The organism is Streptomyces sp. Da 82-17 (genome assembly GCF_046098215.1).
In the GTDB taxonomy this organism is placed as follows: Bacteria; Actinomycetota; Actinomycetes; order Streptomycetales; family Streptomycetaceae; genus Streptomyces.
In genome coordinates this window covers 1-26,893 of the sequence record NZ_JBJURH010000001.1, presented here as the reverse complement: position 1 = coordinate 26,893, position 26,893 = coordinate 1, and the positions used below count along the sequence as shown (strand labels likewise).

General features: G+C 72.3%; 26 protein-coding genes. 20 read left to right on the top strand and 6 right to left on the bottom strand.

The annotated features are described in order from the left end of the window. The first annotated feature begins 203 nt into the window (after window positions 1–203). The 5 genes from ACIDOF_RS00130 to ffh all read left to right on the top strand — a co-directional run bounded on the left by ACIDOF_RS00130 (window position 204) and on the right by ffh (window position 8,208). The gene (locus ACIDOF_RS00130) at window positions 204–1,679 is read left to right on the top strand and encodes a hypothetical protein (protein ID WP_409003507.1); all 1,476 of its coding nucleotides are present in this window, start codon (window positions 204–206) and stop codon (window positions 1,677–1,679) included. Between the two features lie 340 nt (window positions 1,680–2,019). Then, window positions 2,020–3,387, top strand: a complete 1,368-nt coding sequence (locus tag ACIDOF_RS00125) for an ammonium transporter (RefSeq protein ID WP_409003506.1) — start codon at window positions 2,020–2,022, stop codon at window positions 3,385–3,387. Continuing rightward, a complete protein-coding gene (locus ACIDOF_RS00120) occupies window positions 3,384–3,722 on the top strand; it encodes a P-II family nitrogen regulator (RefSeq protein WP_030117734.1) in 339 nt (112 codons plus the stop codon). Before ACIDOF_RS00125 ends, ACIDOF_RS00120 begins: the two co-directional genes overlap by 4 nt. Before the next feature lie 26 nt (window positions 3,723–3,748). Next, complete coding sequence (locus tag ACIDOF_RS00115; RefSeq protein WP_409003505.1) at window positions 3,749–6,226, top strand: [protein-PII] uridylyltransferase; 2,478 nt, start codon at window positions 3,749–3,751, stop codon at window positions 6,224–6,226. A 428-nt stretch (window positions 6,227–6,654) separates the two neighbouring features. Then, window positions 6,655–8,208, top strand: coding sequence for a signal recognition particle protein (gene ffh, locus ACIDOF_RS00110; RefSeq protein ID WP_409003504.1), 1,554 nt, complete (start codon window positions 6,655–6,657; stop codon window positions 8,206–8,208). 99 nt (window positions 8,209–8,307) lie between these two features. Here ffh and ACIDOF_RS00105 read toward each other — a convergent pair whose 3' ends face one another. Genes ACIDOF_RS00105 through ACIDOF_RS00080 form a run of 6 tightly spaced genes read right to left on the bottom strand, consistent with a single transcriptional unit; the run spans window position 8,308 to window position 13,930 of the window. Beyond that, complete coding sequence (locus tag ACIDOF_RS00105; protein ID WP_409003503.1) at window positions 8,308–9,474, bottom strand: alanine racemase; 1,167 nt, start codon at window positions 9,472–9,474, stop codon at window positions 8,308–8,310. Further along, window positions 9,465–10,763 carry an aminotransferase class V-fold PLP-dependent enzyme gene (locus ACIDOF_RS00100; protein WP_409003502.1) on the bottom strand — a complete coding sequence of 433 codons (1,299 nt, stop codon included), beginning with the start codon at window positions 10,761–10,763 and terminating at the stop codon, window positions 9,465–9,467. The genes ACIDOF_RS00105 and ACIDOF_RS00100 overlap by 10 nt, the downstream gene beginning before the upstream one ends. Continuing rightward, window positions 10,760–11,788, bottom strand: a complete 1,029-nt coding sequence (locus ACIDOF_RS00095) for a phosphotriesterase (RefSeq protein ID WP_409003501.1) — start codon at window positions 11,786–11,788, stop codon at window positions 10,760–10,762. The genes ACIDOF_RS00100 and ACIDOF_RS00095 overlap by 4 nt, the downstream gene beginning before the upstream one ends. Window positions 11,789–11,795: 7 nt before the next feature. Further along, window positions 11,796–13,151: a YhfT family protein gene (locus ACIDOF_RS00090; RefSeq protein ID WP_409003500.1), complete on the bottom strand. Its 1,356-nt coding sequence runs from the start codon at window positions 13,149–13,151 to the stop codon at window positions 11,796–11,798. Window positions 13,152–13,154: 3 nt separating this feature from the next. Beyond that, window positions 13,155–13,514: a DUF2620 domain-containing protein gene (locus ACIDOF_RS00085; protein ID WP_409003499.1), complete on the bottom strand. Its 360-nt coding sequence runs from the start codon at window positions 13,512–13,514 to the stop codon at window positions 13,155–13,157. Between the two features lie 41 nt (window positions 13,515–13,555). Beyond that, on the bottom strand, window positions 13,556–13,930 hold the full coding sequence (locus ACIDOF_RS00080) for a transcriptional antiterminator (protein ID WP_409003498.1): 375 nt from the start codon (window positions 13,928–13,930) through the stop codon (window positions 13,556–13,558). 189 nt (window positions 13,931–14,119) lie between these two features. On the opposite strand from ACIDOF_RS00080, the gene ftsH reads away from it, so the two are divergent. The 15 genes from ftsH (at window position 14,120) to ACIDOF_RS00005 (ending at window position 26,646) form a co-directional block, all read left to right on the top strand. Further along, window positions 14,120–16,042, top strand: a complete 1,923-nt coding sequence (gene ftsH / locus ACIDOF_RS00075; RefSeq protein ID WP_409003497.1) for an ATP-dependent zinc metalloprotease FtsH — start codon at window positions 14,120–14,122, stop codon at window positions 16,040–16,042. Between the two features lie 278 nt (window positions 16,043–16,320). After that, window positions 16,321–16,911 (top strand): hypothetical protein, encoded by a 591-nt coding sequence (locus ACIDOF_RS00070; protein WP_409003496.1) that lies wholly within the window; start codon window positions 16,321–16,323, stop codon window positions 16,909–16,911. Window positions 16,912–17,137: 226 nt separating this feature from the next. Further along, window positions 17,138–17,563, top strand: coding sequence for a 30S ribosomal protein S16 (gene rpsP, locus ACIDOF_RS00065; protein WP_409003495.1), 426 nt, complete (start codon window positions 17,138–17,140; stop codon window positions 17,561–17,563). Between the two features lie 2 nt (window positions 17,564–17,565). Continuing rightward, window positions 17,566–17,805 carry an RNA-binding protein gene (locus ACIDOF_RS00060; RefSeq protein ID WP_014176063.1) on the top strand — a complete coding sequence of 80 codons (240 nt, stop codon included), beginning with the start codon at window positions 17,566–17,568 and terminating at the stop codon, window positions 17,803–17,805. A gap of 79 nt (window positions 17,806–17,884) precedes the next feature. Further along, window positions 17,885–18,451, top strand: coding sequence for a ribosome maturation factor RimM (rimM, locus tag ACIDOF_RS00055; protein ID WP_409003494.1), 567 nt, complete (start codon window positions 17,885–17,887; stop codon window positions 18,449–18,451). Further along, complete coding sequence (gene trmD / locus ACIDOF_RS00050) at window positions 18,451–19,272, top strand: tRNA (guanosine(37)-N1)-methyltransferase TrmD (protein WP_409003493.1); 822 nt, start codon at window positions 18,451–18,453, stop codon at window positions 19,270–19,272. Before rimM ends, trmD begins: the two co-directional genes overlap by 1 nt. A 131-nt stretch (window positions 19,273–19,403) precedes the next feature. Beyond that, window positions 19,404–19,754 carry a 50S ribosomal protein L19 gene (gene rplS / locus ACIDOF_RS00045; protein ID WP_282544011.1) on the top strand — a complete coding sequence of 117 codons (351 nt, stop codon included), beginning with the start codon at window positions 19,404–19,406 and terminating at the stop codon, window positions 19,752–19,754. Between the two features lie 65 nt (window positions 19,755–19,819). Further along, the gene (gene lepB / locus ACIDOF_RS00040) at window positions 19,820–20,560 is read left to right on the top strand and encodes a signal peptidase I (protein WP_409003492.1); all 741 of its coding nucleotides are present in this window, start codon (window positions 19,820–19,822) and stop codon (window positions 20,558–20,560) included. Continuing rightward, on the top strand, window positions 20,553–21,713 hold the full coding sequence (gene lepB / locus ACIDOF_RS00035) for a signal peptidase I (RefSeq protein WP_409003491.1): 1,161 nt from the start codon (window positions 20,553–20,555) through the stop codon (window positions 21,711–21,713). The genes lepB (ACIDOF_RS00040) and lepB (ACIDOF_RS00035) overlap by 8 nt, the downstream gene beginning before the upstream one ends. Then, window positions 21,661–22,677: a signal peptidase I gene (gene lepB, locus ACIDOF_RS00030; protein WP_409003490.1), complete on the top strand. Its 1,017-nt coding sequence runs from the start codon at window positions 21,661–21,663 to the stop codon at window positions 22,675–22,677. The genes lepB (ACIDOF_RS00035) and lepB (ACIDOF_RS00030) overlap by 53 nt, the downstream gene beginning before the upstream one ends. 95 nt (window positions 22,678–22,772) lie before the next feature. After that, on the top strand, window positions 22,773–23,522 hold the full coding sequence (lepB, locus tag ACIDOF_RS00025; RefSeq protein ID WP_409003489.1) for a signal peptidase I: 750 nt from the start codon (window positions 22,773–22,775) through the stop codon (window positions 23,520–23,522). Window positions 23,523–23,619: 97 nt separating this feature from the next. Next, a complete protein-coding gene (locus tag ACIDOF_RS00020) occupies window positions 23,620–24,150 on the top strand; it encodes an NUDIX hydrolase (RefSeq protein ID WP_409003997.1) in 531 nt (176 codons plus the stop codon). A gap of 55 nt (window positions 24,151–24,205) precedes the next feature. Continuing rightward, window positions 24,206–24,514, top strand: coding sequence for a DUF2469 domain-containing protein (locus ACIDOF_RS00015; protein ID WP_005311352.1), 309 nt, complete (start codon window positions 24,206–24,208; stop codon window positions 24,512–24,514). A gap of 138 nt (window positions 24,515–24,652) precedes the next feature. Further along, the gene (locus ACIDOF_RS00010; protein ID WP_409003488.1) at window positions 24,653–25,039 is read left to right on the top strand and encodes a YraN family protein; all 387 of its coding nucleotides are present in this window, start codon (window positions 24,653–24,655) and stop codon (window positions 25,037–25,039) included. After that, window positions 25,039–26,646 carry a YifB family Mg chelatase-like AAA ATPase gene (locus ACIDOF_RS00005; protein ID WP_409003487.1) on the top strand — a complete coding sequence of 536 codons (1,608 nt, stop codon included), beginning with the start codon at window positions 25,039–25,041 and terminating at the stop codon, window positions 26,644–26,646. Before ACIDOF_RS00010 ends, ACIDOF_RS00005 begins: the two co-directional genes overlap by 1 nt. Window positions 26,647–26,893 lie beyond the last annotated feature (247 nt).

Below are 26,893 nucleotides of genomic sequence, written 5' to 3'. Positions count from 1 at the left end.
AACGCCCTCGCCGGGAGGGTGATCGTAGGACTACTTTCAGTACACGAAGGCCGGGAAAGCGCGCGTTCGTGGGTATGCCGGAGGCAACTCGGTTTCTTGTTCGAAGAGTGAGAATCCGCAGACCGGCTCCCCGAACTCACGGCATTCTGTTAGGGCTTGGCGTGACGAGGCGCACAAACGGAACGAGGGATGGGGGCGCTCCAGTGGGCGGCAACGGCGGCAGCGGCGCGAACGCTGACAAGCGCCCCAACGAACAACTCACTTCGTGGTTCGTGCGCAGTGGTTGGTCCAAGGGCGAGCTCGCCCGCCAAGTGAACCGCAGAGCCCGGCAGTTGGGCGCCAACCACATCTCCACCGACACCTCCAGAGTCCGCCGCTGGCTCGACGGCGAGCAGCCGCGCGAGCCGATCCCGCGGATCCTCTCCGAGCTGTTCTCCGAACGGTTCGGCGCCGTCGTCGCCGTCGAGGACCTCGGGCTGCGCACCGCGCACCAGTCGGCGTCCCTCTCCGGCGTCGACCTGCCGTGGACCGGCGCCCAGACCGTCGAGATGATCAGCGAGTTCTCCCGCAGCGACCTGATGCTCGCCCGCCGCGGCTTCCTCGGCACCTCGCTGGCCCTCGCCGCCGGACCCTCCCTGATCGAGCCCATGCAGCGCTGGCTCGTGCCCAGCCCCGGCGCCGCGCCCGGCGCCGCCGAGCCCGCCGTCCCGATCCGCCGCGGCTCCCGCCTCTCCAAACCCGAGCTGGACCTCCTCGAGTCGACCACCGCGATGTTCCGGCAGTGGGACGCCCAGTGCGGCGGCGGGCTCCGCCGCAAGGCCGTCGTCGGCCAGCTGCACGAGGTGACCGACCTGCTGCAGGAGCCCCAACCCCCCGCCACCGAACGCCGGTTGTTCAAGATCGCCGCCGAACTGGCCGAGCTCGCCGGCTGGATGAGCTACGACGTGGGGCTCCAGCCCACCGCCCAGAAGTACTTCGTGCTCGCCCTGCACGCCGCCAAGGAAGCCGGCGACAAGCCCCTCGGGTCGTACATCCTGTCCGGGATGAGCCGGCAGATGATCCACCTCGGGCGGCCCGACGACGCCCTGGAGCTCATCCACCTCGCCCAGTACGGCAGCCGCGACTGCGCCACCCCGCGCACCCAGGCCATGCTGTATGCGATGGAGGCCCGGGCGTACGCCAACATGGGCCAGCCCAGCAAGACCAAGCGGGCCGTGCGCATGGCCGAGGACACCTTCGCCGACGTGCACGACGTCGAGGAGCGCGAGCCCGACTGGATCCGCTTCTTCTCCGAGGCCGAGCTCAACGGCGAGAACGCCCACTCCTACCGCGACCTGGCCTACGTCGCCGGCCGCAGCCCCACGTACGCCTCGCTGTCCCAGCCCGTGATGGAGCGGGCCGTCGACCTCTTCAGCAAGGACCCCGAACACCAGCGGTCGTACGCGCTGAACCTCATCGGCATGGCCACCGTCCACCTGCTGCAGAAGGAGCCCGAGCAGAGCTGCCTGCTCGCAGGGAAGGCGCTCGGCATCGCCAAGAAAGTGCGCTCCGAGCGGGTCAACACCCGGCTCCGCAAGACCGTCGACACCGCGATGCGGAGCTTCGGCGAGGTCAGCGAGGTCGCCCGGCTCACCGACGAGCTCGCCGCCCAACTGCCCGAATCCGCCGAGGCCGTCTGAGCACGGCCGCCCGCACCCCCGAACTCCGGCCGCGGCCGGACCATCCTCGACTGCCCGACTCGGCTCCCCCATGCCAGGTCAGCCGGATGGCCCGCCGCGGCCGGTTCACGTACCGCCCACACCCACCGCCGCGCGTACCGCCGCCCGCCCAGCACGGGCGCGCGGCGTGATCCGGCAGTTCATGCACGCGTAACACGCAGGACCTCTTCGTCACTGCGGCGAAACACCGAGGGGCATCGGCGGAAACCGGCCTGCGCCAATGTCGTGGCGCATAACCGGCCCACCCCTCACGGCCGCACAGGCTCCGCCCGCACGGGCCGCACACGACGAGGAGACGCCGATGCCTCCAGGCATCACGCTTGCCGCAGAAGCCCCGCAGCTCTCTGCCGCCAACACCGGATTCATGCTCATCTGCTCCGCCCTGGTGATGCTGATGACTCCGGGTCTGGCCTTCTTCTACGGAGGCATGGTCCGGGTCAAGTCCACCCTCAACATGCTGATGATGAGCTTCATCAGCCTCGGGATCGTCACGATCCTGTGGGTGCTCTACGGCTTCAGCGTCGCCTTCGGCACCGACACCGGCTCCGTCATCGGCTGGGAGTCCGACTTCGTCGGCCTCAGCGGCATCGGACTCACCGAGCTGTGGGGCACGTACGACATCCCCGTCTACGTCTTCGCCGTCTTCCAGCTCATGTTCGCCGTCCTCACCCCGGCCCTGATCAGCGGCGCCCTCGCCGACCGCGTGAAGTTCACCGCCTGGGCGCTGTTCGTCGCGCTGTGGGCCACCATCGTGTACTTCCCCGTCGCCCACTGGGTCTGGGGCGAGGGCGGCTGGGCCTTCGAGCTCGGCGTCATCGACTTCGCCGGCGGCACCGCCGTGCACATCAACGCCGGTGCGGCCGCCCTCGGCGTGATCCTCGTCATCGGCAAGCGCGTCGGCTTCAAGAAGGACCCGATGCGGCCGCACTCCCTGCCGCTCGTCATGCTCGGCGCCGGGCTCCTCTGGTTCGGCTGGTTCGGCTTCAACGCCGGCTCCTGGCTCGGCAACAACGACGGCGTCGGCGCCGTGATGTTCGTCAACACCCAGGTCGCCACCGCCGCCGCCATGCTCGCCTGGCTCGCGTACGAGAAGATCCGGCACGGCGCGTTCACCACCCTCGGCGCCGCCTCCGGCGCTGTTGCGGGCCTCGTCGCCATCACCCCGGCCGGAGGCTCCGTCTCCCCGCTCGGTGCGATCGCCGTCGGCGCCATCGCCGGTGTCCTGTGCGCCATGGCCGTCGGCCTCAAGTTCAAGTTCGGCTACGACGACTCCCTCGACGTCATCGGCGTCCACCTCGTCGGCGGTGTCATCGGCTCCCTGCTCGTCGGCTTCTTCGCCACCGGCGGCGTCCAGTCCGACGCCAAGGGCCTCTTCTACGGCGGCGGCCTCGAACAGCTCGGCAAGCAGGCCCTCGGCGTCGCCGTGACCTTCGCGTACTCCCTGATCGTCTCCGCCCTCCTCGCCCTGGTCATCCACAAGACCATCGGCATGCGGGTCAGCGAGGACGACGAGGTCTCCGGCATCGACCAGCTCGAACACGCCGAGACCGCCTACGACTTCAGCGGCGCGGGCGGCGGCATCGCCCCCCGTACGACCCAGGCCGCGCCCGTGACGAGGACCGCCGAGGGCGTGGCCCCCTCGGAGCAGAACAAGAAGGTGGACGCATGAAGCTCATCACCGCGGTCGTCAAGCCGCACCGGCTCGACGAGATCAAGGAAGCCCTGCAGGCCTTCGGGGTGCACGGCCTCACCGTCACCGAGGCCAGCGGCTACGGCCGGCAGCGCGGGCACACCGAGGTGTACCGCGGCGCCGAGTACACCGTCGACCTCGTGCCGAAGATCCGCATCGAGGTCCTGGTCGAGGACGAGGACGCCGAGCAGCTGATCGAGGTCGTCGTCAAGGCCGCCCGCACCGGGAAGATCGGCGACGGCAAGGTGTGGAGCGTCCCCGTCGACACCGCCGTACGGGTGCGCACCGGCGAGCGCGGGCCCGACGCCCTCTGAACCACCACGGAAACGGGAGCTCCTGCGTGACGAGCGTCGATGTGACCACGAAGGCGGAAGAACCCGAGCCCGAGCCCAGCGGCTACGCGGCGGCCCGGCTGCGCCTCCTGAGGAGCGGGGAGGCGCGGTCCGGGCCGCCGCGCCGTGCCGCCCTCGCCGAGCTGACCGACGAGTGGCTCACCGGCCTCTTCGCCCCGGCAGCAGACGGGATGCGGGGGGCCGCGCTCGTCGCCGTCGGCGGGTACGGGCGCGGCGAACTCTCCCCGCGCAGCGACCTCGACCTGCTCCTGCTGCACGACGGCAGCGCCGACCCGGCCGACGTGGCCGCGCTCGCCGACCGCCTCTGGTACCCCGTCTGGGACCTCGGCCTCGCCCTCGACCACTCCGTCCGCACCCCCGCCGAGGCCCGCAGGACCGCCGCCGACGACCTGAAGGTCCAGCTCGGCCTGCTCGACGCCCGGCACGTCGCCGGCGACCTCGGCCTCACCGCCGCCCTGCGCACCCAGATCCTCGCCGACTGGCGCAACCAGGCCCCGAAACGCCTCCCCGAACTCCGCGAACTCTGCGAGCAACGGGCCGAGCGCCAGGGCGAGTTGCAGTTCCTCCTCGAACCCGACCTCAAGGAGGCCCGCGGCGGACTCCGCGACGCCACCGCCCTGCGCGCCGTCGCCGCCTCCTGGCTCGCCGACGCCCCCCGCGCCGGCCTCGCCGACGCCCGCCGCAGCCTCCTCGACGTACGCGACGCGCTGCACCTCACCACCGGCCGCGCCACCGACCGCCTCGCCCTCCAGGAACAGCCCCAAGTCGCCGAAGAACTCGGCCTGTTGGACCCCGACACCCTGCTCCGCCAGGTGTACGAGGCCGCCCGCACCCTGTCGTACGCCTCCGACGTGACCTGGCGCGAGGTCGGCCGGGTGCTGCGCGCCCGGTCCGCCCGGCCGCGGCTGCGCTCCCTGCTCGGCGGGCGGGGCGGGCGCGGCGGCGGCAAGCCGGTGCCGGAGCGGACGCCGCTCGCCGAGGGCGTCGTCGAGCAGGACGGCGAGGCCGTCCTCGCCCGCACCGCCCGGCCCGACCGCGACCCGGTGCTCGTGCTGCGCGCCGCCGCAGCCGCCGCCCAGGCCGGACTCCCGCTCTCCCCGCACGCCGTACGCCGCCTCGCCACCGCCGGGAAGCCGCTGCCCACGCCCTGGCCGGCCGAGGCCCGCGAACAGCTCGTCACACTCCTCGGCGCCGGGCCCGCAACCGTCGACGTGTGGGCAGCCCTGGAGGCCGAAGGCCTGGTCAGCCGCCTCCTGCCGGACTGGGAGCGGGTCCGCTGCCGCCCGCAGCGCAACCCCGTGCACACCTGGACCGTCGACCGCCACCTCGTCGAGACCGCCGTACGGGCCGCCGCCCTCACCCGCCGCGTCGGCCGGCCCGACCTGCTGCTCGTCGCCGCGCTCCTGCACGACATCGGCAAGGGCTGGCCCGGCGACCACTCCGTCGCCGGCGAGGTGATCGTCAAGGACGTGGCCGCCCGCATCGGCTTCGACGCGGACGACGTCACCGTCCTCGCCCGGCTCGTACGCCACCATCTGCTGCTCGTCGAGACGGCGACGCGGCGCGACCTCGACGACCCGGCGACCGTCGAGTCCGTCGCCGAAGCCGTCGGCACCTCCTCCGCCCTGGAACTGCTGCACGCCCTGACGGAGGCGGACGCGCTCGCCACCGGGCCCGCCGCCTGGTCGGCCTGGCGGGCCTCGCTCGTCGCGGACCTCGTCGCCCGCGTCGACGCCGTGCTCGCGGGCGAGGAGCCGCCGCAGCCAGTCGCCGCGCCGGCCACCGCCGAACAGGAACGCCTCGTCGTCGAGGCCCACCGCACCGGCGGGCCCGTCCTCGCGCTGCGCGCGCAGCAGGAGGGGGCGGAGTCCGGCCCGGACGGCGACGAGCCGCTGGGCGTCGAGCTGCAGATCGCCGTACCCGACCAGCCGGGCGTGCTCCCCGCCGTGGCCGGGGTGCTCGCCGTGCACCGGCTCACCGTCCGCACGGCCGAGGTCAGCGTCCTCGACCTGCCCGCCGACGTGCCGGGCGACGGCTCCGTCCTCTTCCTCGACTGGCGGGTCGCCACCGAATTCGGCTCCCTGCCGCAGGCCGCCCGCCTCCGCGCCGACCTGGTCCGCGCCCTCGACGGCTCCCTCGACATCGCCGGGCGCCTCGCCGAGCGCGACGCGGCCTACCCGCGCAGGCGCGGCGCGCCCGCTCCGCCCGCACGGGTCACGGTCGCCGCCGCGGGGTCCCGGCTCGCGACGGTCATCGAGGTCCGCGCCCAGGACGCACCCGGCCTCCTGCACCGCATCGGCCGAGCCCTGGAGGCCTCGGGCGTACGGGTACGAAGCGCACACGCGTCGACGCTGGGGGCGAACGCGGTGGATGCGTTCTATGTCACGAACACGGATGGGGAACCGCTGTCCGCGGGGGTCGCGCTGGAGGTCGCGCGGGGGGTGGAGGAGGCGCTGCGGGGGTAGACGCCCCCCCGCCGGGCCCGGGGGCCGCCCCCCCGAGGGGCGCGGGGAACTGCGCGAGCAACCACGATGGCGCGGTAGCCGAACGGCGGGGCCGGTTTTTTGAGGGGCGCGGGGAACGGCGCGATCGGCCACGACGGCGCGGCGGCCGAACGACAGGGGCTGGCCTTTTGAGGGGCGCGGGGAACTGCGCGAGCAACCACGACGGCGCGGCGGCCGAATGACGGGGGGCTGGCCCCCGAGGGGCGCGGGGCCGTGACGTCAGCGGCTCCGCGCGGGGCGCGACGGGCCACGACGGCCGCCGGAGCCGAACGACGGGGCGGGGGGGCTCGGGGGCGCAGCCCCCGAAGCTGCCGCAGGAGCAGTTTGCCGGGCCCGATACCCTGGAGGGCGACTGTCTTCGCCCCCGACCCTGAGGATCTGCGACCGCCGTGTTCGACACTCTCTCCGATCGCCTCGCAGCGACTTTCAAGAACCTCCGCGGCAAGGGGCGTCTCTCCGAGGCGGACATCGACGCCACGGCACGGGAAATCCGTATCGCCCTCCTCGAGGCCGACGTCGCGCTGCCCGTCGTGCGCGCGTTCATCAAGCAGGTCAAGGAGCGGGCCCTCGGCGCCGAGGTCTCGCAGGCCCTGAACCCGGCCCAGCAGGTCATCAAGATCGTCAACGAGGAGCTCATCGGCATCCTCGGCGGCGAGACCCGGCGCCTCCGCTTCGCCAAGAACCCGCCGACCGTGATCATGCTCGCGGGTCTGCAGGGCGCCGGTAAGACCACGCTCGCCGGAAAGCTCGGCCTCTGGCTGAAGAGCCAGGGCCACTCGCCGCTGCTCGTCGCCTGTGACCTGCAGCGCCCCAACGCCGTGAACCAGCTGAGCGTCGTCGCCGAGCGCGCCGGCGTCGGGATCTACGCCCCGGAGCCGGGCAACGGCGTCGGTGACCCGGTCAAGGTCGCCCAGGACTCGGTCGAGTACGCGAAGCAGAAGGTGCACGACGTCGTCATCGTCGACACCGCCGGCCGCCTCGGCATCGACCAGGAGCTGATGCAGCAGGCCGCGGACATCCGCGACGCGGTCAAGCCGGACGAGGTCCTCTTCGTCGTCGACGCGATGATCGGTCAGGACGCGGTGAACACCGCGGAGGCCTTCCGCGACGGTGTCGGCTTCGACGGCGTGGTGCTCTCCAAGCTCGACGGCGACGCCCGCGGCGGTGCGGCCCTGTCGATCGCGCACGTCACCGGCAAGCAGATCATGTTCGCCTCCAACGGCGAGAAGCTGGACGACTTCGACGCGTTCCACCCGGACCGCATGGCGTCCCGCATCCTCGGCATGGGCGACATGCTCACGCTGATCGAGAAGGCCGAGCAGACCTTCAGCCAGGCCGAGGCCGAGAAGATGGCGGCCAAGCTGCAGAAGGGCCCGAAGGAGTTCACGCTCGACGACTTCCTGGCCCAGATGGAGCAGGTCAGGAAGATGGGCTCCATCTCCAAGCTGCTCGGCATGATGCCCGGCATGGGCCAGATCAAGGACCAGATCAACAACATCGACGAGCGGGACGTCGACCGTACGGCGGCCATCATCAAGTCGATGACCCCGGCGGAGCGCGCCGAGCCGACGATCATCAACGGCTCGCGCCGGGCCCGTATCGCCCGCGGTTCGGGTGTCGAGGTCAGCGCGGTGAAGAACCTCGTGGAGCGGTTCTTCGAGGCCCGCAAGATGATGTCGAAGATGGCGCAGGGCGGCGGCATGCCGGGCATGCCGGGCGTCCCGGGCATGGGTGGCGGCCCCGGCCGGCAGAAGAAGAAGCAGAAGCAGGCCAAGGGCAAGCGCCGCTCGGGCAACCCGATGAAGCGCAAGCAGGAGGAGCAGGAGGCCGCGGCGCGGCGCGAGCAGGCGCAGCAGGGCGGCGGCGCGTTCGGCCTGCCGGCCGGCGGCCAGGGCGGCCAGGACTTCGAACTGCCCGACGAGTTCAAGAAGTTCATGGGCTGAGCCCTTCGCAGCACGCACGTCCGGAGTCCGGGTCGCCTTGCGCAGGCGGCCCGGACTCTGTCGTACGGATCTATGCGGCCCGGACTCTGTCGTACGGATCTATGCGGCCGGGCGCCCGTAGGAGTCGTACAGGCCGACGAGGCGGGGCGCGGCGCGGCTCAGGCCCGCGACGACGGCCACCGTGCTGCGGGTGACGAACATCTGCGTACGGAACGCCAGCACCGCCGTGTCGCCGAGGCGTGCGCGGGGCCCGGTCGGCGCGGCGAGCAGCCGGTAGTAGTCGATGTGGCCGGGCGGCGCCTCCTGGACGGCGAGGCGTTCCCCGGTGCGGGGCAGCAGCGCCGAGCGGACGCCGCCGCGCGGGTAGAAGCCGCCGCCGAACAGGGCGGGCCGGCCGTCGGCGAGCGTGTGGGCGACCTCCGACACGTACACGTACGCGGGCCGTTCCGGCTGCCGGGCGTCGACCGCGTGCAGCGGGGTCGTGCCGGTGAGGGCGTGGCCGGGCTCACCGTGGGTGGCGCCGTGCGCGGCGAGCAGGTCGAGCGTGGCGGCGCAGGTGACGCCGGGGGCGCTGAGTTTGAGCCGTGGTCCGTGGCCCCGGGCGGACAGCAACTCCCTTGCGCGCCCGGCCAGTCGGAGGTTCGGCGTGGGTTCGGGGAGGCCCGTCGACGGGTCGCAGCGCAGGCACGGGAAGGCCGTGACGCCCGCGATCCGCACCCCGTCGAGCCGCTCCACCGCCGCCGCGAACGCGTCGAGCCCGGCGAGCGGAACACCGCCTTCCTGCCCGGGGAACGTCGCCTCCGCCGCGCCCTCGACCCGCACCAACACGTCCTGTACGAAGCCGAGTTCGCGCGCCGCGTCCGACACCGCGCGGGCGTTGTCCGCGTCGAAGACCGTGACCGCCTCGGGGCGCCGGGCGAGCAGCGCGGGCAGGGCACGGCGCGGGAGCTGCACGAGGTGGCCGAGGTTGCCGGGGCGGGCTCCGGCCGCGTGCAGGGCGTCCGCCTCGGGCGGGTCGATGGCCGCGCTGCGGGGGATGTGCCGGGCGACCGCCCTGATCAGCTCGGGGTTGCGGCCGATCTGCTTGACCACGAACCACAGCCCGAGCCCGGCCCGCCCGGCCGCCTCCGCGAGCAGCGCCGCGTTCTCCTCGACCGCGTCCAGGTCGACGACGTACGTGTCCGGCGGGATCGCGCCCGAGCGGTGCAGGTCGGCCGCGGCGCCGACGAGCGCGGGGTTGCGGGCGAGCACGGAGGTCAGGAACACGGGGGGCCTCCGGGTGGGGTGGGCTGGTCGGTGGGCGTGCTCGGGTCGGCGTGGGTGTTCGGGGCGGTGGGCGTGTTCGGGTCGGCTTCCGTGGTCTGGGCGGCGGGCGCGGGCGGGCAGAGGCCCCCGTGTGCGTCCAAGTCGCCGCGTGCGTTCAGGTCGGCGAGGGCGCGCCGCAGGACGTTCACCACCAGGTCCGCGCCCGCCCGCATCGGGTTGACGCGGACCGCCCAGTCCGCGAGCTCCGGGGCGTCGGCGAGGGACGAGCCGGACAGGCGGTAGACCAACGGGGCTATCTCGTAACGGGAGTTGGCGCCCACCGGGTACGGCGCCGCGCCGTGCCGGGCCGCCGCCTCCGGCAGTGCCCGCGCCACCGGGGCGTTCAGGCGGACGAGCAGACAGCGGTCCTGCGCGTTGGCGATCCGCACCTCGGCCACCCCCGCGACCTCGCCCGCCGCGAGCCGCTCCGCCACCTCCGCGCCGACCCGCGACTGCAGCGCCCACATCACCGGTACGTGCGTCAGCGCCCGCAGCGCGTCGAGCGCCTGGTGGCCCTGGACCTGCCCGCCGCCCGAGTAGTTCGCCCGCCGCACCCGCCCGACCAGGTCGCCCGCGCCCACCACGACGCCCACGCCCTCCGGCCCGTGCAGCTTGAACAACGAGAAGCAGGAGGCGTCGGCGCCGAGCTCGACCCCGCAGTGCGGCACCCGCAGCACCGCGTAGTTGTCGTCCACCACGCTCCGCACCCCGGCCGCCCGGCACACCGCGAGCACCGCCCCCAGCTCGTACGCGTCGCCGAGCCGCTGCCGGGTGTGCTGGACGTACGCCCACCTGAACCGACCGGTCGACAGGGCGCGTTGGAGCGCTGCCGGGTCGTTGAGGTCGACCCGGACCGTGTCCGTGCCGCGCAGTGTCACCTCGGTCGTGCGGTACACCGGCGCGTCGTGGATCAGCAGGGGACCGGCGCCGGGGACGGTGACCTGGTCGAGCGCGGCCCGGATCGCGCCCGTGCCGGCGCTCTGCACGAGCGCCGCGTCCTCGGCCCCGAAGAAGTCCGCGAGCACGGCCTCCACCCGCGCGGTCGTCCGCGGTCGCCCCGATTCCGGTACGACGCCCACGTCCGCCGCGAACAGCTCCCGGCCGTCGAAGTGCGCCGCCGTGCACTCCAGCAGCCGGAACTGCCGGGCGATCGCGTCGTCGAGCGGCACGGTGGGCAGCGGGTACGTGACCGGGAGCCGGGGCCCGCCGGGAGCGGTGGGGGTGGGTGCGGGGTCGCGGGGGGCCGTCATGCGCTCGCCCCGCCCGTACCGCCGGTCAGGAACCGCAGCGGGTTGCGGCGGGTCATCAGGTCGATCAGGTCCTCGTCCACGCCCGCCGCGCGCAGTCGGGCGAGGAAGGACCGGAAGAGGTGCCCGTAGCCGTGCCCGCCCTCCGCCTCCAGGTAGGCGTGCCGGGAGATGTCGCAGCTGAGCAGGGTCCGGTCGGCGTGCCCGGCGTCGAGCAGTGCGAGCAGCAGCCGCAGCCGGTCGGCGTCGCTGCGGTAGCTCTCCTTGCCGACGGTGTCGAACGCGACGTACGCCCCGGCCGCCGCCAACTCCCGGTGCACGGACGGCTCCTGGAGCAGATCCTGGTGCCCGACCGCCACACGGTGCGGCGCGAGCCCGGCGCCGACGAGCAGGTCGAGCTGAGCGAGCCCGCCCCGGCCCAGCTGCGCATGCGTCATGACGGACAGCCCCCGCGCCCGGGCGGCCCCGGCGGCGGCGCGCAGACACCGGGCCTCGACGGGGCTGGGCCGGTCGCCGTGACTGCCGACTTCACCGATGACACCGGGCCGGACACGCGACAGGCGCGCCGCCCCCTGTACGCCCTCCGCGCCCTCCGCGTCCTGCGCGTCCTCCGCGCCCGCCATCCCCTCGTCGATGTCGAGCAACAGCACCCGCATCAGCTCCTCCACATCGGCGTGGGCGACCTCCGGTGGGTGGAACGGCTCGTAGTACCAGCCTGTGGCCGCCACCACCGGGACGCCCGCCGCCGCCGAGATGCGGGCGACGGCGTGCGGGTCACGGCCCATGCCGCGGCAGCTCGCCTCGACGACCAGGCCGAGCCCGAACTCGGCGCGCAGCGCCGCCAGTTCGGCCGTCACGTACGGGCCGTGCGCCGCCGGGTCGAGGACGGCCGCGCGGTCCCCGGCACGGTCCAGGTCGAGGACCAGGTGCTCGTGCGGCAGGACCGGACCGCGTACGTAGGCGGGGGAGAGGGGACCGAGCACCGTCTGCAGCAGAGGACGCGCAGGCTCCCGGGACGAAGACAGCATGCGCCGGTCAGCCCTTGACCGGAGTGAACAGGCCGAGCCAGTACAGGCAGTTGAGGACGACACCCCCGACGATCACCGCCGCCGGAGCCGCCGCCATCCGCACCACCGGCCGCCCCGTCGCCTCGTTCAGCAGATACAGCCCGCCGCAGAGGAGAATGCCGAGCCCGCCGCCCATCCGGTTCGCGGCGAGCAGCGAACCGAAGAGGATCGCGAGCCCCAGCGCCTCCCCGATCGCCGCCCGCAGATGCTCCGACGAGTCCCGCAGGCTCGGCAGCCGCCCCAGCACCCGCCCGATCGCCGACAGCGCGAGCACCTCCACCGCGAACACCGCCGCCCCCGCCACCGCCGCGAGCAGCGGATTCGGCAGCAGATAGCCGACGGGATACGCGAGCGTGAACCCGACGATCCCGTACGCGCCCGACGCCAGCGCCGTCGTCGCGATCAGCGGCAGGAAGCCGAACATCCGGTAGAAGTCGACCTGCGCGGCCTCCGCGTACTGCCCCTTCGCGATCAGGAAGCTCGTCGCCTCGCCCCCGCCGAACACCTTCAGCTGGGCGAGCACGCAGATCCCCGCGCCGAGCAGCATGAACAGCGGCAGATGCCGCCGCAGCCGCGCCGCACTCGCCCCGAACAGCGACGCCATGGGGTCGTCGGCACCGGGCACGGCCGCGGACGAGGCCGCGGCACGCGCGGTTCTGCGTTCCCGTACGTCCCTGGCCACCGCGAAGCCGATCAGCAGCAGCACGCCCACCGCCATGGCGAGGGCGCCCGCGAACATGTCCGGCCACAGCTTCGACGTCAGGACCACCAGGGCGAGTTCGACGAGGCCGACCAGGCCGCCGCGCAGCCGCCCGAACTGCCGGGTCACGGCGAGCACCGGGAACAGCGTGAACAGGTACAGGATCGGGGTCGACATCTCCTGCATCGCCGTCAGGAAGTCGACCGGCAGATCGTGCGCAAGGCGGTTCGCCCCGCCCAGGCCGAACACGACGACCGCGCCCCAGGCCGCGCCGAGCAGCGGCGCCAGCCACTTCCTCGGCGCGAGCAGCCCGAGGACGTCGGTGGGCAGGAACAGCAGCCACGGGTTCAGCACACCGGACGCGAGCGCCATCGGGGCGCCGAGCCCGAAGACGAACCCCGCCGAGAGCCCGAACGAGACGGCCGCGGTGGCCGGGCGCGTGCTGCGGCCCTGGACGAAGTCGAGCAGGAACGGCCGTACGCCGTCGTTGAACACGGCGAGCGCCAGATGCGACACGAACGCGGTCAGCGCACAGAGCGCGATGACCGTGAGCTGCTGCGACAGCGACAGATCGAGCCCTGCGGCCAGGGCGACGGGACCCCGCCCTTCGGTCGGCCCGCCCACCGTTCACTCCGCCCGCGCGGAGATCGCGCGGGCCAGCACCGGAGCGACGGCCTCCGCCCGGTCGAGGGCGAAGCCGAAGACCCGCTTGCCGTCGCCGAGCAGCGCCGCCACCTCGTCCGCGCTCGGCACGCCCCGCCCGAACGTGTGGCACAGCGGCTGCCCGAGGAGGCCGACGAGCACGCCGAGGGAGGCGCCGGCGCCGGTGTGGCAGGTGCCGAGGTAGTAGTCCGCGCGGCCGGCGCGCAGCAGCAGAGCGGCGTCGATGTCGCTGGAGACGGTCACGTCCACGCCGTCGAGGCCGAGCAGCCGCACCGCCTCGGCCACCTCGACCTTGCCGACGCCGCCGGTGAGGATCTTCGCCATGCCGCTTCCCTCCGCTCGGTGGGCGGCCGTGCCGCCGTCTCTCAGTGCGTGCCGTGCCGGGCCAGCACCGCCAGGTGCAGCCCCAGGAAGTTGACCTCCGACTCGGGCAGCGTCGCCCCGAGCCGCTCGCGCGCCCGCGCGGCCACGGCCCGTGCCCGCCACAGCGCCTCCGGGTGGTCCGCGAGCTCCGCCGCGACCTGCGCGTCCGTGCTGTACTCCGTGATCGGCTCGCCGTCCACGAGCCGGGTGAGCGCGAACATCAGATGGCTGGTCAGCAGGCCCGCGCTCTCATCGGTGACCGGCGCCCCCTCCGCGTCCAGCGCGGCCAGCTCCGCGACCACGAACTCGACCACCTCGGGCCGCACTTGACCCCCCTCACGGAACAACCGCACCCGTATCGCCAGCCGCTCGTCCACGGCCCTCCCATCGCATGACACCCAGCCGCCAGCACCTCGTGCGGACCCTCGTACGGCACCGCCCACGGCGCGAAGCGGACAGTAACCAGGATCCCGACCACTGCCAACGCCTGTGGACAAAAGCGGCCGGTCAGGACGGCATCCCAGGTCGAAATGCCCGAGAAGTCCGATCCGCCAATAATGGCGATCGTGACCAGCCCTGTGCCTCCCCGCGACCGGACCGACCAGCCGTGGCGCTCGGAGGGCGCACCGCCGCCCCCGCCACCCAAGAAGAAGGTGAGCTGGCGCGGCCTCATCTGGACCGCCCTGCTCGTCTATCTCCTCACCAACCTGCTGCTCTCGCTCTTCGGCGACGAACCGCCCACGAAGATCTCGTACACCGAGTTCAGCAAGCAGGTCACGGCCGGCAACGTCGCCAAGATCTACGCCAAGGGCGACCAGATCCAGGGCGACCTCAAGAAGGCCGTCGACGCCCCGGAGGGCCGGAAGGGCACGTACGACAAGTTCGCCACGCAGCGGCCGAGCTTCGCCGACGACCAGCTCTGGGCCGAGCTGACCAAGGCCAAGGTCACCGTCACCGCCGAGCCCGTCTACAAGGAGCCCAGTCTCCTCACCAACCTGTTGCTCTCCCTCCTGCCGATCCTGTTGCTCGTCGCCCTGTGGGTGTTCCTGGCGCGCCGGATGGCCGCGGGCATGGGCGGCGGTGCGGGCGGCATGCTCGGGCGCAAACAGCCGCCGAAACCGGTCGAGTTGGAGGCCGGCAAGCGCACCACGTTCGCCGACGTCGCCGGCATCGACGAGGTCGAGGGCGAGCTCAACGACGTCGTCGACTTCCTCAAGAACCCCGACAGCTACCGGAAGATGGGCGCCCGCATGCCCGGCGGCGTCCTCCTCGCCGGCCCGCCCGGCACCGGCAAGACCCTGCTCGCGCGCGCCGTCGCGGGCGAGGCCGGCGTGCCGTTCTTCTCCGCCTCCGCCTCCGAGTTCATCGAGATGATCGTCGGCGTCGGCGCGTCCCGCGTACGGGAACTCTTCGCGGAGGCCCGCAAGGTGGCGCCCTCGATCATCTTCATCGACGAGATCGACACCATCGGCCGGGCCCGCGGCGGCGGATCCGGCATGGGCGGCCACGACGAGCGCGAGCAGACCCTCAACCAGATCCTCACCGAGATGGACGGCTTCTCCGGCTCCGAAGGCGTCGTCGTCATCGCCGCCACCAACCGCGCGGACGTCCTCGACCCCGCTCTCACCCGTCCCGGCCGCTTCGACCGCACCGTCACCGTCAGCCCGCCCGACCGCAAGGGCCGCGAGGCGATCCTGCGCATCCACACCCGCGACATCCCCCTCGCGGACGACGTCGACCTCGCCCAAGTCGCCCGTACGACACCGGGGATGACCGGTGCCGAGCTCGCCAACCTCGCCAATGAAGCCGCGCTCCTCGCCGTCAAACGCCGTCAGCCGAAGGTCACCGGGCCCGACCTCTCCGACGCGCTGGAGAAGGTCCAACTCGGCGCCGAACGGCCCCTGGTCATGCCCGAGGAAGAGCGCCGCCGCACCGCCTACCACGAGTCCGGGCACGCCCTGCTCGGCATGCTCCAGCCCGGCGCCGACCCCGTACGCAAGGTGACCATCGTGCCCCGGGGCCGCGCCCTCGGCGTCACGTTGTCCACACCCGACGCCGATAAATATGCCTATACGGAGGAGTACCTGCGCGGCCGCGTCATCGGGGCGCTCGGCGGCATGGCGGCCGAGCAGGTCGTGTTCGGCGTCATCACCACCGGCGCCGAGAGCGACCTCGAACAGGTCACCAACATCGTCCGCGGCATGGTCGGCCGCTGGGGCATGAGCGAACGCGTCGGCCGCCTCTCCGCCCTCCCCGGCGACGCCCAGCAGGCCTACGGCCTCTCCGCCGCCCCCGGCACCCTCGACACCATCGACGACGAGATGCGCCGCATCGTCGACGAGTGCTACGAGAGCGCCTGCCGCCAACTCCGCGACCACCGCGACCAGTTGGACGCCCTGGCCGAGGCCCTCCTCGCCAACGAGACCCTGGAGGAGGACGACGCCTACCGCGCCGCCGGCATCACCCGCCTCACCAAGCACCCGGACTGACGCGGTACGGTCGCCCCGGCCCCGCGGTCCGCCGAGAGCGGTGGGCCCGGCTACGCATCGAGACGGACCCGGCCCTCCTGCGGCGTACGTGCCGCTACGCCTCACCTTGGCGTGAGCTGTGAGGTTCCTGTGCGTTCCGTTGCGTTCGCTTGCGTTCCTGCGCAGATCGGCGCACCCGCCCGCGTCAGGACGCATCAGCGGCAACTGACTGGTACGTGCAAATTATTTGGGATGCCCCGTAATAGGAACACCGAGGGCCCCCGGCTCGTTGTCACGACGTGAGCACGACACCACCTGTACTCGCCGCAGAGCTGGCGCAGGCGTGGGCCGACATTCAGCGGCACCACCCCGAGCTGCCGAGCCTTGCCGCGCCCGAGTCCCTGATCGGAGAGTCCTCGTCCGCCTGCGGCGCCGAGCTCTCCTTCGAGCGACTGCTGCACGAGGCAGTCCACGGCATCGCCGCCGCCCGCGGCGTCCGCGACACCTCACGCGCAGGCCGCTATCACAACCGCCGTTTCCTCGCGATCGCCGAGGAGCTGGGCCTCGACCACCCCGAGGAGCCGCACCCGAGCAGCGGCTTCTCCCTGGTCACGCTCAACCCCGAGGCGAGAAAGCGGTACCGAACGACGATCGAGCGTCTCCAGCGCGCCCTCAAGGCGCACACCGCGGCCACCGCGCAGGACAGCGCCCGCAGCTTCCGCGGGCCCGCCGCCCGGCACGGCTCGTCCGGCGGCGGTGTCCGCGTCAAGGCGGTCTGCGACTGCGGGCGCAACGTCCGCGTGGTCCCCTCGGTCCTCGCCCAGGCGCCGATCGTGTGCGGCGGCTGCGGCAAGCCGTTCCGCATCCCGGAAGTCGTGGGCGCGGCGTAACCGCGGCCCCGCGTCCTCGGCCGGGCCGACGGCCACCTGCAGGCCGAGGATCAGGCCCGAGGAACCCCGCCCCCGCGAGGTATGGCAGAATGGCCAGCTGTACTCGACAGCCGCACAGGACCCCTCTCTCCTCCGGCTGACGCGTCCATCGGGCACTCGAGTACCGCAACCCCACGCGGCATCTTCGTTGTGCCCACCCACGTCAAGACCAGGAGACACCACTCCCGTGGCAGTCAAGATCAAGCTGAAGCGTCTGGGCAAGATCCGTTCGCCTCACTACCGCATCATCGTCGCCGACTCCCGTACCCGCCGTGACGGCCGGGCCATCGAGGAGATCGGTCTGTACCACCCGGTGCAGAACCCCTCGCGCATCGAGGTCGACGCCGAGCGCGTCGCCTACTGGCTGGGTGTCGGCGCGCAGCCGACCGAGCCGGTGCTCGCCATCCTGAAGAAGACCGGCGACTGGCAGAAGTTCAAGGGCGAGCCCGCCCCGGCGCCGCTGCTGCAGCCGGAGCCGAAGGCCGCGCGCCCGACCTTCGAGGCCGTCAGCGCCGAGGACGAGCCCAAGGGCGAGGCCATCACCCAGAAGAAGAAGGCCGAGAAGAAGGACGACGCTCCGGCTGAGTCCGCGGCCGAGTCGACCGAGGCCTGAGCATGCTCGAGGAGGCTCTCGAGCACCTCGTGAAGGGCATCGTCGACAACCCCGACGACGTGCAGGTCGCCTCCCGCAACCTGCGCCGCGGGCGCGTCCTCGAGGTCCGGGTCCACCCCGACGACCTCGGCAAGGTGATCGGCCGCAACGGCCGCACCGCACGCGCCCTGCGCACCGTCGTAGGGGCCATCGGCGGTCGTGGTGTCCGCGTCGACCTCGTCGACGTCGACCAGGTTCGCTGAACCACAAGGCAATACCGGCACGGGCCGGGGAGGGCTTCTGGCCCGCCCCGGCCCGTCGTCGTACGAAGGAGAACGCAACGTGCAGTTGGTAGTGGGACGCATCGGCCGCGCCCACGGCATCAAGGGCGAGGTCACCGTCGAGGTCCGCACCGACGAACCCGAGCTGCGGCTCGCGCCCGGCGCCGTCCTCGCCACCGACCCGGCCGCCACCGGGCCCCTCACCATCGCCGCCGGCCGCGTCCACAGCGGACGCCTGCTGCTGCGCTTCGAGGGCGTACGGGACCGCAACGGCGCCGAGGCGCTCCGCAACACCCTGCTCATCGCCGACGTCGACCCCGAGGAACTCCCCGAGGGCGAGGACGAGTACTACGACCACCAGCTGATGGACCTGGACGTCGTCACCGTCGACGGCCAGGAGGTCGGCCGGATCACCGAGATCTCCCACCTCGCCGCGCAGGACCTGTTCATCGTCGAACGCCCCGACGGCACCGAGGTCATGATCCCGTTCGTCGAGGAGATCGTCACCGAGATCGACCTAGAGGAACAGCGCGCGATCATCGACCCGCCGCCCGGCCTCATCGACGACCGCGCCGAGATCGCGTCCACCCGCGAGGCCGCCGACGAGGCCCCCGGCGAGGACTCGTAATGCGCCTCGACGTCGTCACGATCTTCCCCGAGTACCTCGAACCGCTGAACGTCTCCCTCGTCGGCAAGGCCCGCGCCCGCGGCCAACTCGACGTCCACGTCCACGACTTGAGGCAGTGGACGTACGACCGGCACAACACCGTCGACGACACCCCGTACGGCGGCGGACCCGGCATGGTCATGAAGACCGAACCCTGGGGCGACTGCCTCGACGAGGCCCTCGCCGACGGCTACGAGGGCGGCGCCCGCGGCCCCGTACTCGTCGTGCCCACCCCCAGCGGCCGGCCCTTCACCCAGGAACTCGCCGTCGAACTCTCCGAGCGGCCCTGGCTGATCTTCACACCCGCCCGGTACGAGGGCATCGACCGCCGCGTCGTCGACGAGTACGCGACCCGCATGCCCGTCTACGAGGTCTCCATCGGCGACTACGTCCTCGCCGGCGGAGAGGCCGCCGTCCTCGTCGTCACCGAGGCCGTCGCCCGGCTCCTGCCCGGAGTGCTCGGCAACGCCGCCTCCCACCAGGACGACTCCTTCGCCCCCGGCGCCATGGCCAACCTCCTCGAAGGGCCCGTCTACACCAAGCCGCCCGAGTGGCGCGGCCGGGAGATCCCCGAGGTGCTGCTCAGCGGCCACCACGGCAAGATCGCCCGCTGGCGCCGCGACGAGGCGCTGCGCCGCACCGTCCGGAATCGCCCCGACCTCATCGAGCGCACCGACCCGAAGGCCTTCGACAAGAAGGACCGCGAAATGCTCTCGATCCTGGGCTGGAAGCCCGGCCCCGACGGGCGATTTGGGCCAACGCCCGAGGCCGTGGAAGAATAGGCCGCTGCTGTACGTCCAGCCTGCGCCCCTGCCACAGGGGGAACGACGCCGGCCCGACGCGATCAGCTACCGAATCTCATCGCATACCTCCCGCCGATGACCTGTGGCATCGGCGAAGAAAGCAGACGAACATGAGCAACCTGCTCGCCTCCGTCGACGCCGCCTCGCTGCGCACCGACGTCCCGGCCTTCCGCCCGGGTGACACCGTCAACGTCCACGTCCGCGTCATCGAGGGCAACCGCTCCCGTGTGCAGCAGTTCAAGGGCGTAGTCATCCGCCGCCAGGGCGCCGGCGTCAGCGAGACCTTCACGGTCCGCAAGGTCTCCTTCTCCGTGGGCGTGGAGCGCACCTTCCCGGTGCACACCCCGATCGTCGAGAAGATCGAGCTCGTCACCAAGGGTGACGTGCGTCGCGCCAAGCTGTACTACCTCCGTGAGCTGCGCGGCAAGGCCGCGAAGATCAAGGAGAAGCGCGAGAACTGATCTCGCGTTCCGGATCCCTCCTCGGATCCGGAGCCTCGGGGCGGGCCGGATAGGCTCTGACCCCGATGGACACCGAAGCAGCACAGCACACGGAGCGCGATCGCTCCTCCGGACCCGCCGACACCGAGCGGGCGGAGGAGGGGTCGCGCTCCGCGGCTGTTTCCGGGCCCGCACCCGAGGCCCGCGAGGCGAAGTCGTCGCCGGGAGCGCGCCGTTGGCGGCGGGCCGGGGTGCTCGCCGCGCTGTGCCTGGTGTTCCTGCTCCTCGTCAGCACCTTCGTACTGCAGCCGTTCCTCATCCCCAGCAGCTCCATGGAACCGACTCTGAGCACCGGGGATCGTGTCCTGGTCAACAAGTTGGCGTACCGTTTCGGTGCCGAGCCGGAGCGCGGGGATGTCGTCGTCTTCGACGGCAGCGGATACTTCGGCGACTCCGACTACATCAAGCGCGTGGTCGGCGTCGGCGGTGACCGGGTGACCTGCCGCGGCAAGCAGGGCGGCGCGCAGGGGCGGATCGAGGTGAACGGGGAGCCGGTGGACGAGCCCTATCTGTATCCGGGGGACGCGCCCTCGACCGTGCCGTTCGACGTGGTGGTGCCCGAGGGCTCCCTGTTCGTGCTCGGCGACCACCGCAGCGACTCCAGCGACTCCCGCGACCACCTCGGCTCACCGGGCGGCGGCATGGTCCCCGTCGACACCGTGATCGGCCGCGCCGACTGGATAGCGCTGCCCTTCGACCGGTCCACCTCGCTCGACCGGCCCGACGCCTTCGCGCGGGTGCCGAAGCCGGGCGGCGCGCATGGGTAGCCGCGGCAAGCCGAAAGGCCGCCGCCGCGCGACCGGTTCACCGCCTCCGGGCGCCGGCGGCCACCGCTCAGGCCACCCCTCCGGCATAGGCCCCGGCGCCGACGGGGGCCCCGGTACACCCCCGCCTCCCGGCGGCGCCCCTCCGCGCCCCGGTGTCGACCCGCAGGGTTCTGACGGCGGCCGTCCGCGGCCTGGGCGGGCCGAGCGCCGCAAGCTGGCCCGTAAGATCAAACGCCGCCGCAGGCGCTCCGCGATCAAGGAGATCCCGCTCCTCATCGGCGTCGCCGTCCTCATCGCGCTCGTCCTGAAGACGTTCCTCGTCCAGGCCTTCGTGATCCCGTCCGGCTCCATGGAGCAGACGATCAAGATCGGCGACCGGGTTCTCGTCGACAAGCTCACCCCCTGGTTCGGTGCCGAACCCCAGCGCGGCGACGTCGTCGTCTTCAAGGACCCCGGTGGCTGGCTGCGCGCCGAGCAGCAGCCGAAGAAACAGGACGACCCCGTCGGCGTCAAGCAGCTCAAGCAGGGCCTCACCTTCATCGGACTGCTGCCCTCCGACGACGAGCAGGACCTCATCAAACGCGTCGTCGCCGTCGGCGGCGACCGGGTCAAGTGCTGCGGCAAGGACGGCCGCGTCACCGTCAACGGCGTCGCCCTCAACGAGCCCTACCTGCACCCCGACGACATCAACACCCCCTCCCAGCGCAGCTTCGACGTCAAGGTCCCCGAAGGCCGCTACTTCGTGATGGGCGACCACCGCTCCGACTCCGCCGACTCCCGCTACCACCTCGACAGCCCCTTCAAGGGCACCGTCTCCGAGGACGAGGTCGTCGGCACCGCCAAGGTGATCGCCTGGCCCGTCGACCACTGGGCCGAGCTGGAGCAACGCTCCACGTACGCGTCCGTCCCCGATGCGGGCGACGGCGGCGGCGATGCGGACGCCGCGGACAGCCCGTCGCATAGGCTGGCCCCCGAGAATCTGAACGCAAAAGTCCCCCTCCCGACCCCTGCGGAACTCCCGCTCGTTATGGGAGTGGTAGGCCTGCATCGCGTACGACATCTCGTACGAAACAGGCGGCGGCACGGAACGAGGAGTGGATGTGGGGGATTTGGCCGTCGGCGCACGATCCGGACACGACGAACCCGAGGATGAACGCGACGTGATCAACGGCGGCTCCGGCGCCTCCGAGCCAGGCGAGACGGACCCCGAGGACGGCGGTTCCCGCCGGAGCTCCGGCAGCCGGTCCTTCTGGAAGGAACTGCCGCTGCTCATCGGCATCGCGCTGCTCCTGGCGCTGCTGATCAAGACGTTCCTGGTGCAGGCGTTCTCGATCCCCTCGGACTCGATGCAGGACACCCTGCAGCAGGGCGACCGGGTACTCGTGGACAAGCTGACGCCGTGGTTCGGTTCCGAGCCGGAGCGCGGTGAGGTCGTCGTCTTCCACGACCCGGGCAACTGGCTGAAGGGCGAGCCGACCCCCAAGCCGAACATCCTGCAGCAGGCCCTCAGCTTCATCGGACTCATGCCGTCCGCCGAGGAGAAGGACCTGATCAAGCGGGTCGTCGGCGTCGCCGGTGACACCGTCGAGTGCAACGGCACCGGCCCGCTGAAGGTCAACGGCAAGGCCCTCAACGAGAGCGACTACGTCAACCACAAGCTCGGCGACATGAAGGCCACTCCGTGCAGTGACGACGACCAGGGCGGCCAGTTCAAGGTCACCGTCCCCACCGGCAAGATCTGGGTGATGGGCGACAACCGGCAGAACTCCCTCGACTCCCGCTACCACCAGCAGGACCCGGGCGGCGGCTTCGTCCCCGTCGACAACGTCGTGGGGCGCGCCTTCGTCAAGGCCTGGCCCATCAACCGCTGGGGCACGCTGCCCGTGCCCGAGACCTTCGAGCAGCCCGGCCTGAGCACGGCCGCCGCCGCTGCGCCCGCCGCCCTGGGCCTCGCCGGGGCCGTGCCGCTGGTGCTGTGGCGCCGCCGCTCGCTCACCGGCGAGCGGGCTTCGGCGGGGGTTCCCGCAGGGGGCCCGGCCGAGGTCTCGTCCGGAGTGCCGTCCGGGGTTTCGGACGAGGGCAACTCCAGGGTTTCTGGCGGCAGTACCGCCCGGTAGGGTGCCGTCCCAGATCACCGATCTTCCGTGTGTGACCGGTCACGCCCGCGCGTGACCGATCCGGACCGGGTCTGATGCACCGAGGTGGGGCTGGGATGAGCAGAACACGACGTACGGACGAGGGCCGCGGCGGGCTCGGCAGCAGACTGTCGAACCTGGCCGTGGCCCTCGGCTGTGTGCTCTTCCTCGGCGGCTTCGTGTGGGGCGCGCTCGTCTACCAGCCCTACACCGTGCCCACCGCGTCGATGACCCCCACCATCGACGCCGGCGACCGCGTCCTCGCCGAGCGCATCGACGGCAGCGAGGTGCGCCGCGGCGACGTCGTCGTCTTCAGCGAGCAGTCCTGGGGCGACCTGCCGATGGTCAAGCGCGTCGTGGCCGTCGGCGGCGACCGGATCGCCTGCTGCGACGACCAGGGCCGCCTCACCGTCAACGGCAAGGCCGTCGACGAGCCGTACCTCCCCGAGGGCGTCAAGGCCTCCGACACCGGCATCCCGCCGACCACCGTGCCGAAGGGCCGCCTGTTCCTCCTCGGCGACGAACGCAGCACCTCCCTCGACTCCAGCGCCCACCTCGACGAGGCCGGCAACGGCTCGGTGCCGCGCAGCGCAGTCGACGCCCGCGTGGACGCCGTCGCCTGGCCGCTCGACGGCATGCTGGAACGCCCCACCGGCTTCGCCGACCTGCCCGGCGGGCTGTCCGACCCCGGGCCGCTGCGGCTGGTCGTCGGCGCGATCGGCCTCGGCGCTGTCCTCATCCTCGGCGGCGCCGCGTACGGCTCGTTCGCCAAGCGGGGCTCGCGCGGACAGCAGGGACGGCGCAGGGAGCCGGCCGGTGTCCACTGAGCGAGCTCCGGGTCCCGGCGAGGCGGGCGCAGAGTCGGTCGGGGAGGCGGGCGCCGAGCCGGTTGGGGAGGCGGGAGGCGATCCGGTCCCCGCTCCCGTGCCCGGCGAGGGCCCGGCGGACGAGGTGCGCAAGGTCGCCCGGGTCGTCCTCCTCGACCCCGACGACCGGATCCTCCTCCTGTACGGGCACGAGCCCGACGACCCCGAGGCGGTCGGCGACACCTGGTGGTTCACGCCCGGCGGCGGCCTCGAGGGCGACGAGACCCGCGAGCAGGCCGCCCTGCGCGAGCTCGCCGAGGAGACCGGGATCACCGACGCCGAGCTCGGCCCGGTGCTGTGGCGGCGCACCTGCTCGTTCCCGTTCGCCGGCCGCCGCTGGAACCAGGACGAGTGGTACTTCCTGGCCCGTACGGGACGACTCGCCCCCACGCAGCGGACCGCCGCGGACATGCCGGGCCTCACCGAGCTCGAACAACGCAGCGTGTCCGGAATGCGGTGGTGGACCTGTGAAGAACTGTCCGCCACCCATGAGACGGTGTACCCGACCAAACTCGCTGGGCTGCTGAAGGCGCTGCTCGACGAGGGACCTCCGGCCAGTCCCGTAGTCCTCGACACGGAAATCGTCTAGCGACGCACCGGACTGGCGCACAATAGGGGGACGCACGGCTGAAGGGGAACATGCCATGAGCGCCGAGGACCTCGAGAAGTACGAGACCGAGATGGAGCTGAAGCTCTACCGGGAGTACCGCGACGTCGTCGGGCTGTTCAAATACGTGATCGAGACCGAGCGGCGCTTCTACCTCACCAACGACTACGAGATGCAGGTGCACTCCGTCCAGGGCGAGGTGTTCTTCGAGGTGTCCATGGCGGACGCCTGGGTCTGGGACATGTACCGGCCGGCCCGGTTCGTCAAGCAGGTCCGCGTCCTCACCTTCAAGGACGTGAACATCGAGGAGCTCAACAAGAGCGATCTGGAGCTGCCGGGCAGCTAGCCGAAGGCCCCTGGCCCTGGGTCTTGTGGCCCGTGTGACCCTTGTGGGTGACGGAGTTGTCCACAACCGCCGGGTTATCCACCAAGATCCACAACTCTCGCGCCGATGCACCACCTTCGACCTCGGAGGTGGTGCCCCATGAACGCACGCGGAGCACTCGGAAAGTACGGCGAGAACCTCGCCGCCCGGCAGCTCGTCGCCGCCGGAATGAAGATCCTCGACCGCAACTGGCGGTCCGGACCCGGCGGCGAGATCGACATCGTCGCCCTCGACCACGACACCCTCGTCCTCTGCGAGGTCAAGACCCGCCGAGGACACCCCGACCCCGGCCGCACCGACCGGCCCTTCCAACACCCGATGGCGGCCATCACCCCCGCCAAGGCCGACCGTCTGCGCATCCTCGCCGAGCGCTGGCTCCACCAGCACGGCGGACCGCCCCCGGGAGGCGTCCGCATCGACCTCGTCGGGATCCTGCTGCCCAGCCGCGGCGCGCCCGTCGTCGAGCACGCGCAGGGGGTGGCCTGATGGCTTTCGCCCGCACCTGCTCCGTCGCGCTCGTCGGCGTCGAAGGCGTCGTCGTCGAGGTCCAGGCCGACCTCGAACCCGGTGTCGCCGCCTTCACCCTCGTCGGCCTCCCCGACAAGAGCCTCACCGAGAGCCGCGACCGGGTCCGCGCCGCCGTCGTCAACTCCGGCAACGCCTGGCCGCAGAAGAAGCTCACCGTCGGGCTCAGCCCCGCCTCCGTGCCGAAGGGCGGCAGCGGCTTCGACCTCGCCGTCGCCTGCGCGGTCCTCGGCGCGGCCGAACGCATCGACCCGCGCACCCTCGCCGACGTCGTCATGATCGGCGAGCTCGGCCTCGACGGCCGCGTCCTGCCCGTCCGCGGCGTCCTGCCCGCCGTCCTCGCGGCTGCCGACGCGGGGTACGACCAGGTCGTCGTCCCCGAGAACGCCACGGCCGAGGCCTCACTCGTGCCCGGCGTCTCCGTCCTCGGCGTCCGCAGCCTCCGCCAGCTCATCGCCGTACTCACCGACGAACCCGTCCCCGAAGAGGAAGCCGACTCCGACACCAACCGCAGCGCGACCACCGCCCCCGGCGGCTTCGGCGGCACCCTCGCCACCATCGGCACCCCCGACAGCACGGCCGCCCACCACGACCTCTCCGAGGTCGTGGGCCAGATCGCCGCCCGCACCGCCCTCGAAGTCGCCGCGGCCGGGGGCCACCACCTGTTCCTCCAGGGACCGCCGGGCGCGGGCAAGACCATGCTCGCGGAACGGCTCCCGTCGATCATGCCGCCCCTCACGCAGAAGGAGTCCCTCGAAGTCACCGCCGTCCACTCCGTCGCCGGCACGCTCCCGCCCGGCCGTCCCCTCGTCGAGACCCCGCCGTACTGCGCGCCCCACCACTCCGCCACCATGCAGTCCCTCGTCGGCGGCGGGCCCGGACTGCCGCGCCCCGGGGCCGTCTCCCTCGCCCATCGCGGCGTGCTGTTCCTGGACGAGGCCCCCGAGTTCAGCGCCAAGGCCCTCGACGCCCTGCGGCAGCCACTCGAATCAGGGCACGTGGTCGTCGCCCGCGCGGCCGGAGTCGTCCAACTCCCCGCCCGCTTCCAGATGATCCTCGCCGCCAACCCCTGCCCCTGCGGCCGCTGCACCCTTCACGGCGAGACCAGCACCTGCACTCCCGGAGCCATCCGCCGCTACCAAGGCCGGCTCTCCGGGCCGCTCCTCGACCGCGTCGACCTCAGGGTGGAGATCGAGCCCGTCACTCGCGCCGACCTCACCGCCACCGTCCACCGAGGCGAGTCCACCAGCCAGGTCGCCGACCGCGTGCGCCAAGCCCGGGAGCGCGCTGCGGCACGCCTCACCGGCACACCCTGGAGCACCAACAGCCACATCCCCGGCCACGAACTCCGCACCCGCTGGCATCCGGCCCCCGGCGCGCTCCACGAGGCCGAACTCGACCTGGAACGCGGACTCCTCACCGCCCGCGGACTCGACCGCGTGCTCCGCATCGCCTGGACCATCGCCGACCTCAGCGGCCGCGACCGGCCCGACGCCAACGACGTCAACCTTGCCCTGCACCTGCGGACCGGCATTCCCCGAGGGGTTCATATGGCCATCGCGCCTTGAGCGCGGGGAGCGCGCCCGCGCCCCTCAACTCTTCGTCCCTGGCCGCCCGTTCAGGCCGGAAGGTACGCGTCGATACGTACGCCCTGGACGGCGTCGGCCCGTAGGTCCAGGTACGTACGCGTCGGCCTGTACGCGCTGGACGGCGTCGTCCCGTACGTCCTGGCTCGCACGCGCGAAACCGCACCCGCCCGCCCACATCGCCCCCCCCCAGAAAGCGTCCCCATGCCCGCACCCCACCCGCCGCCCC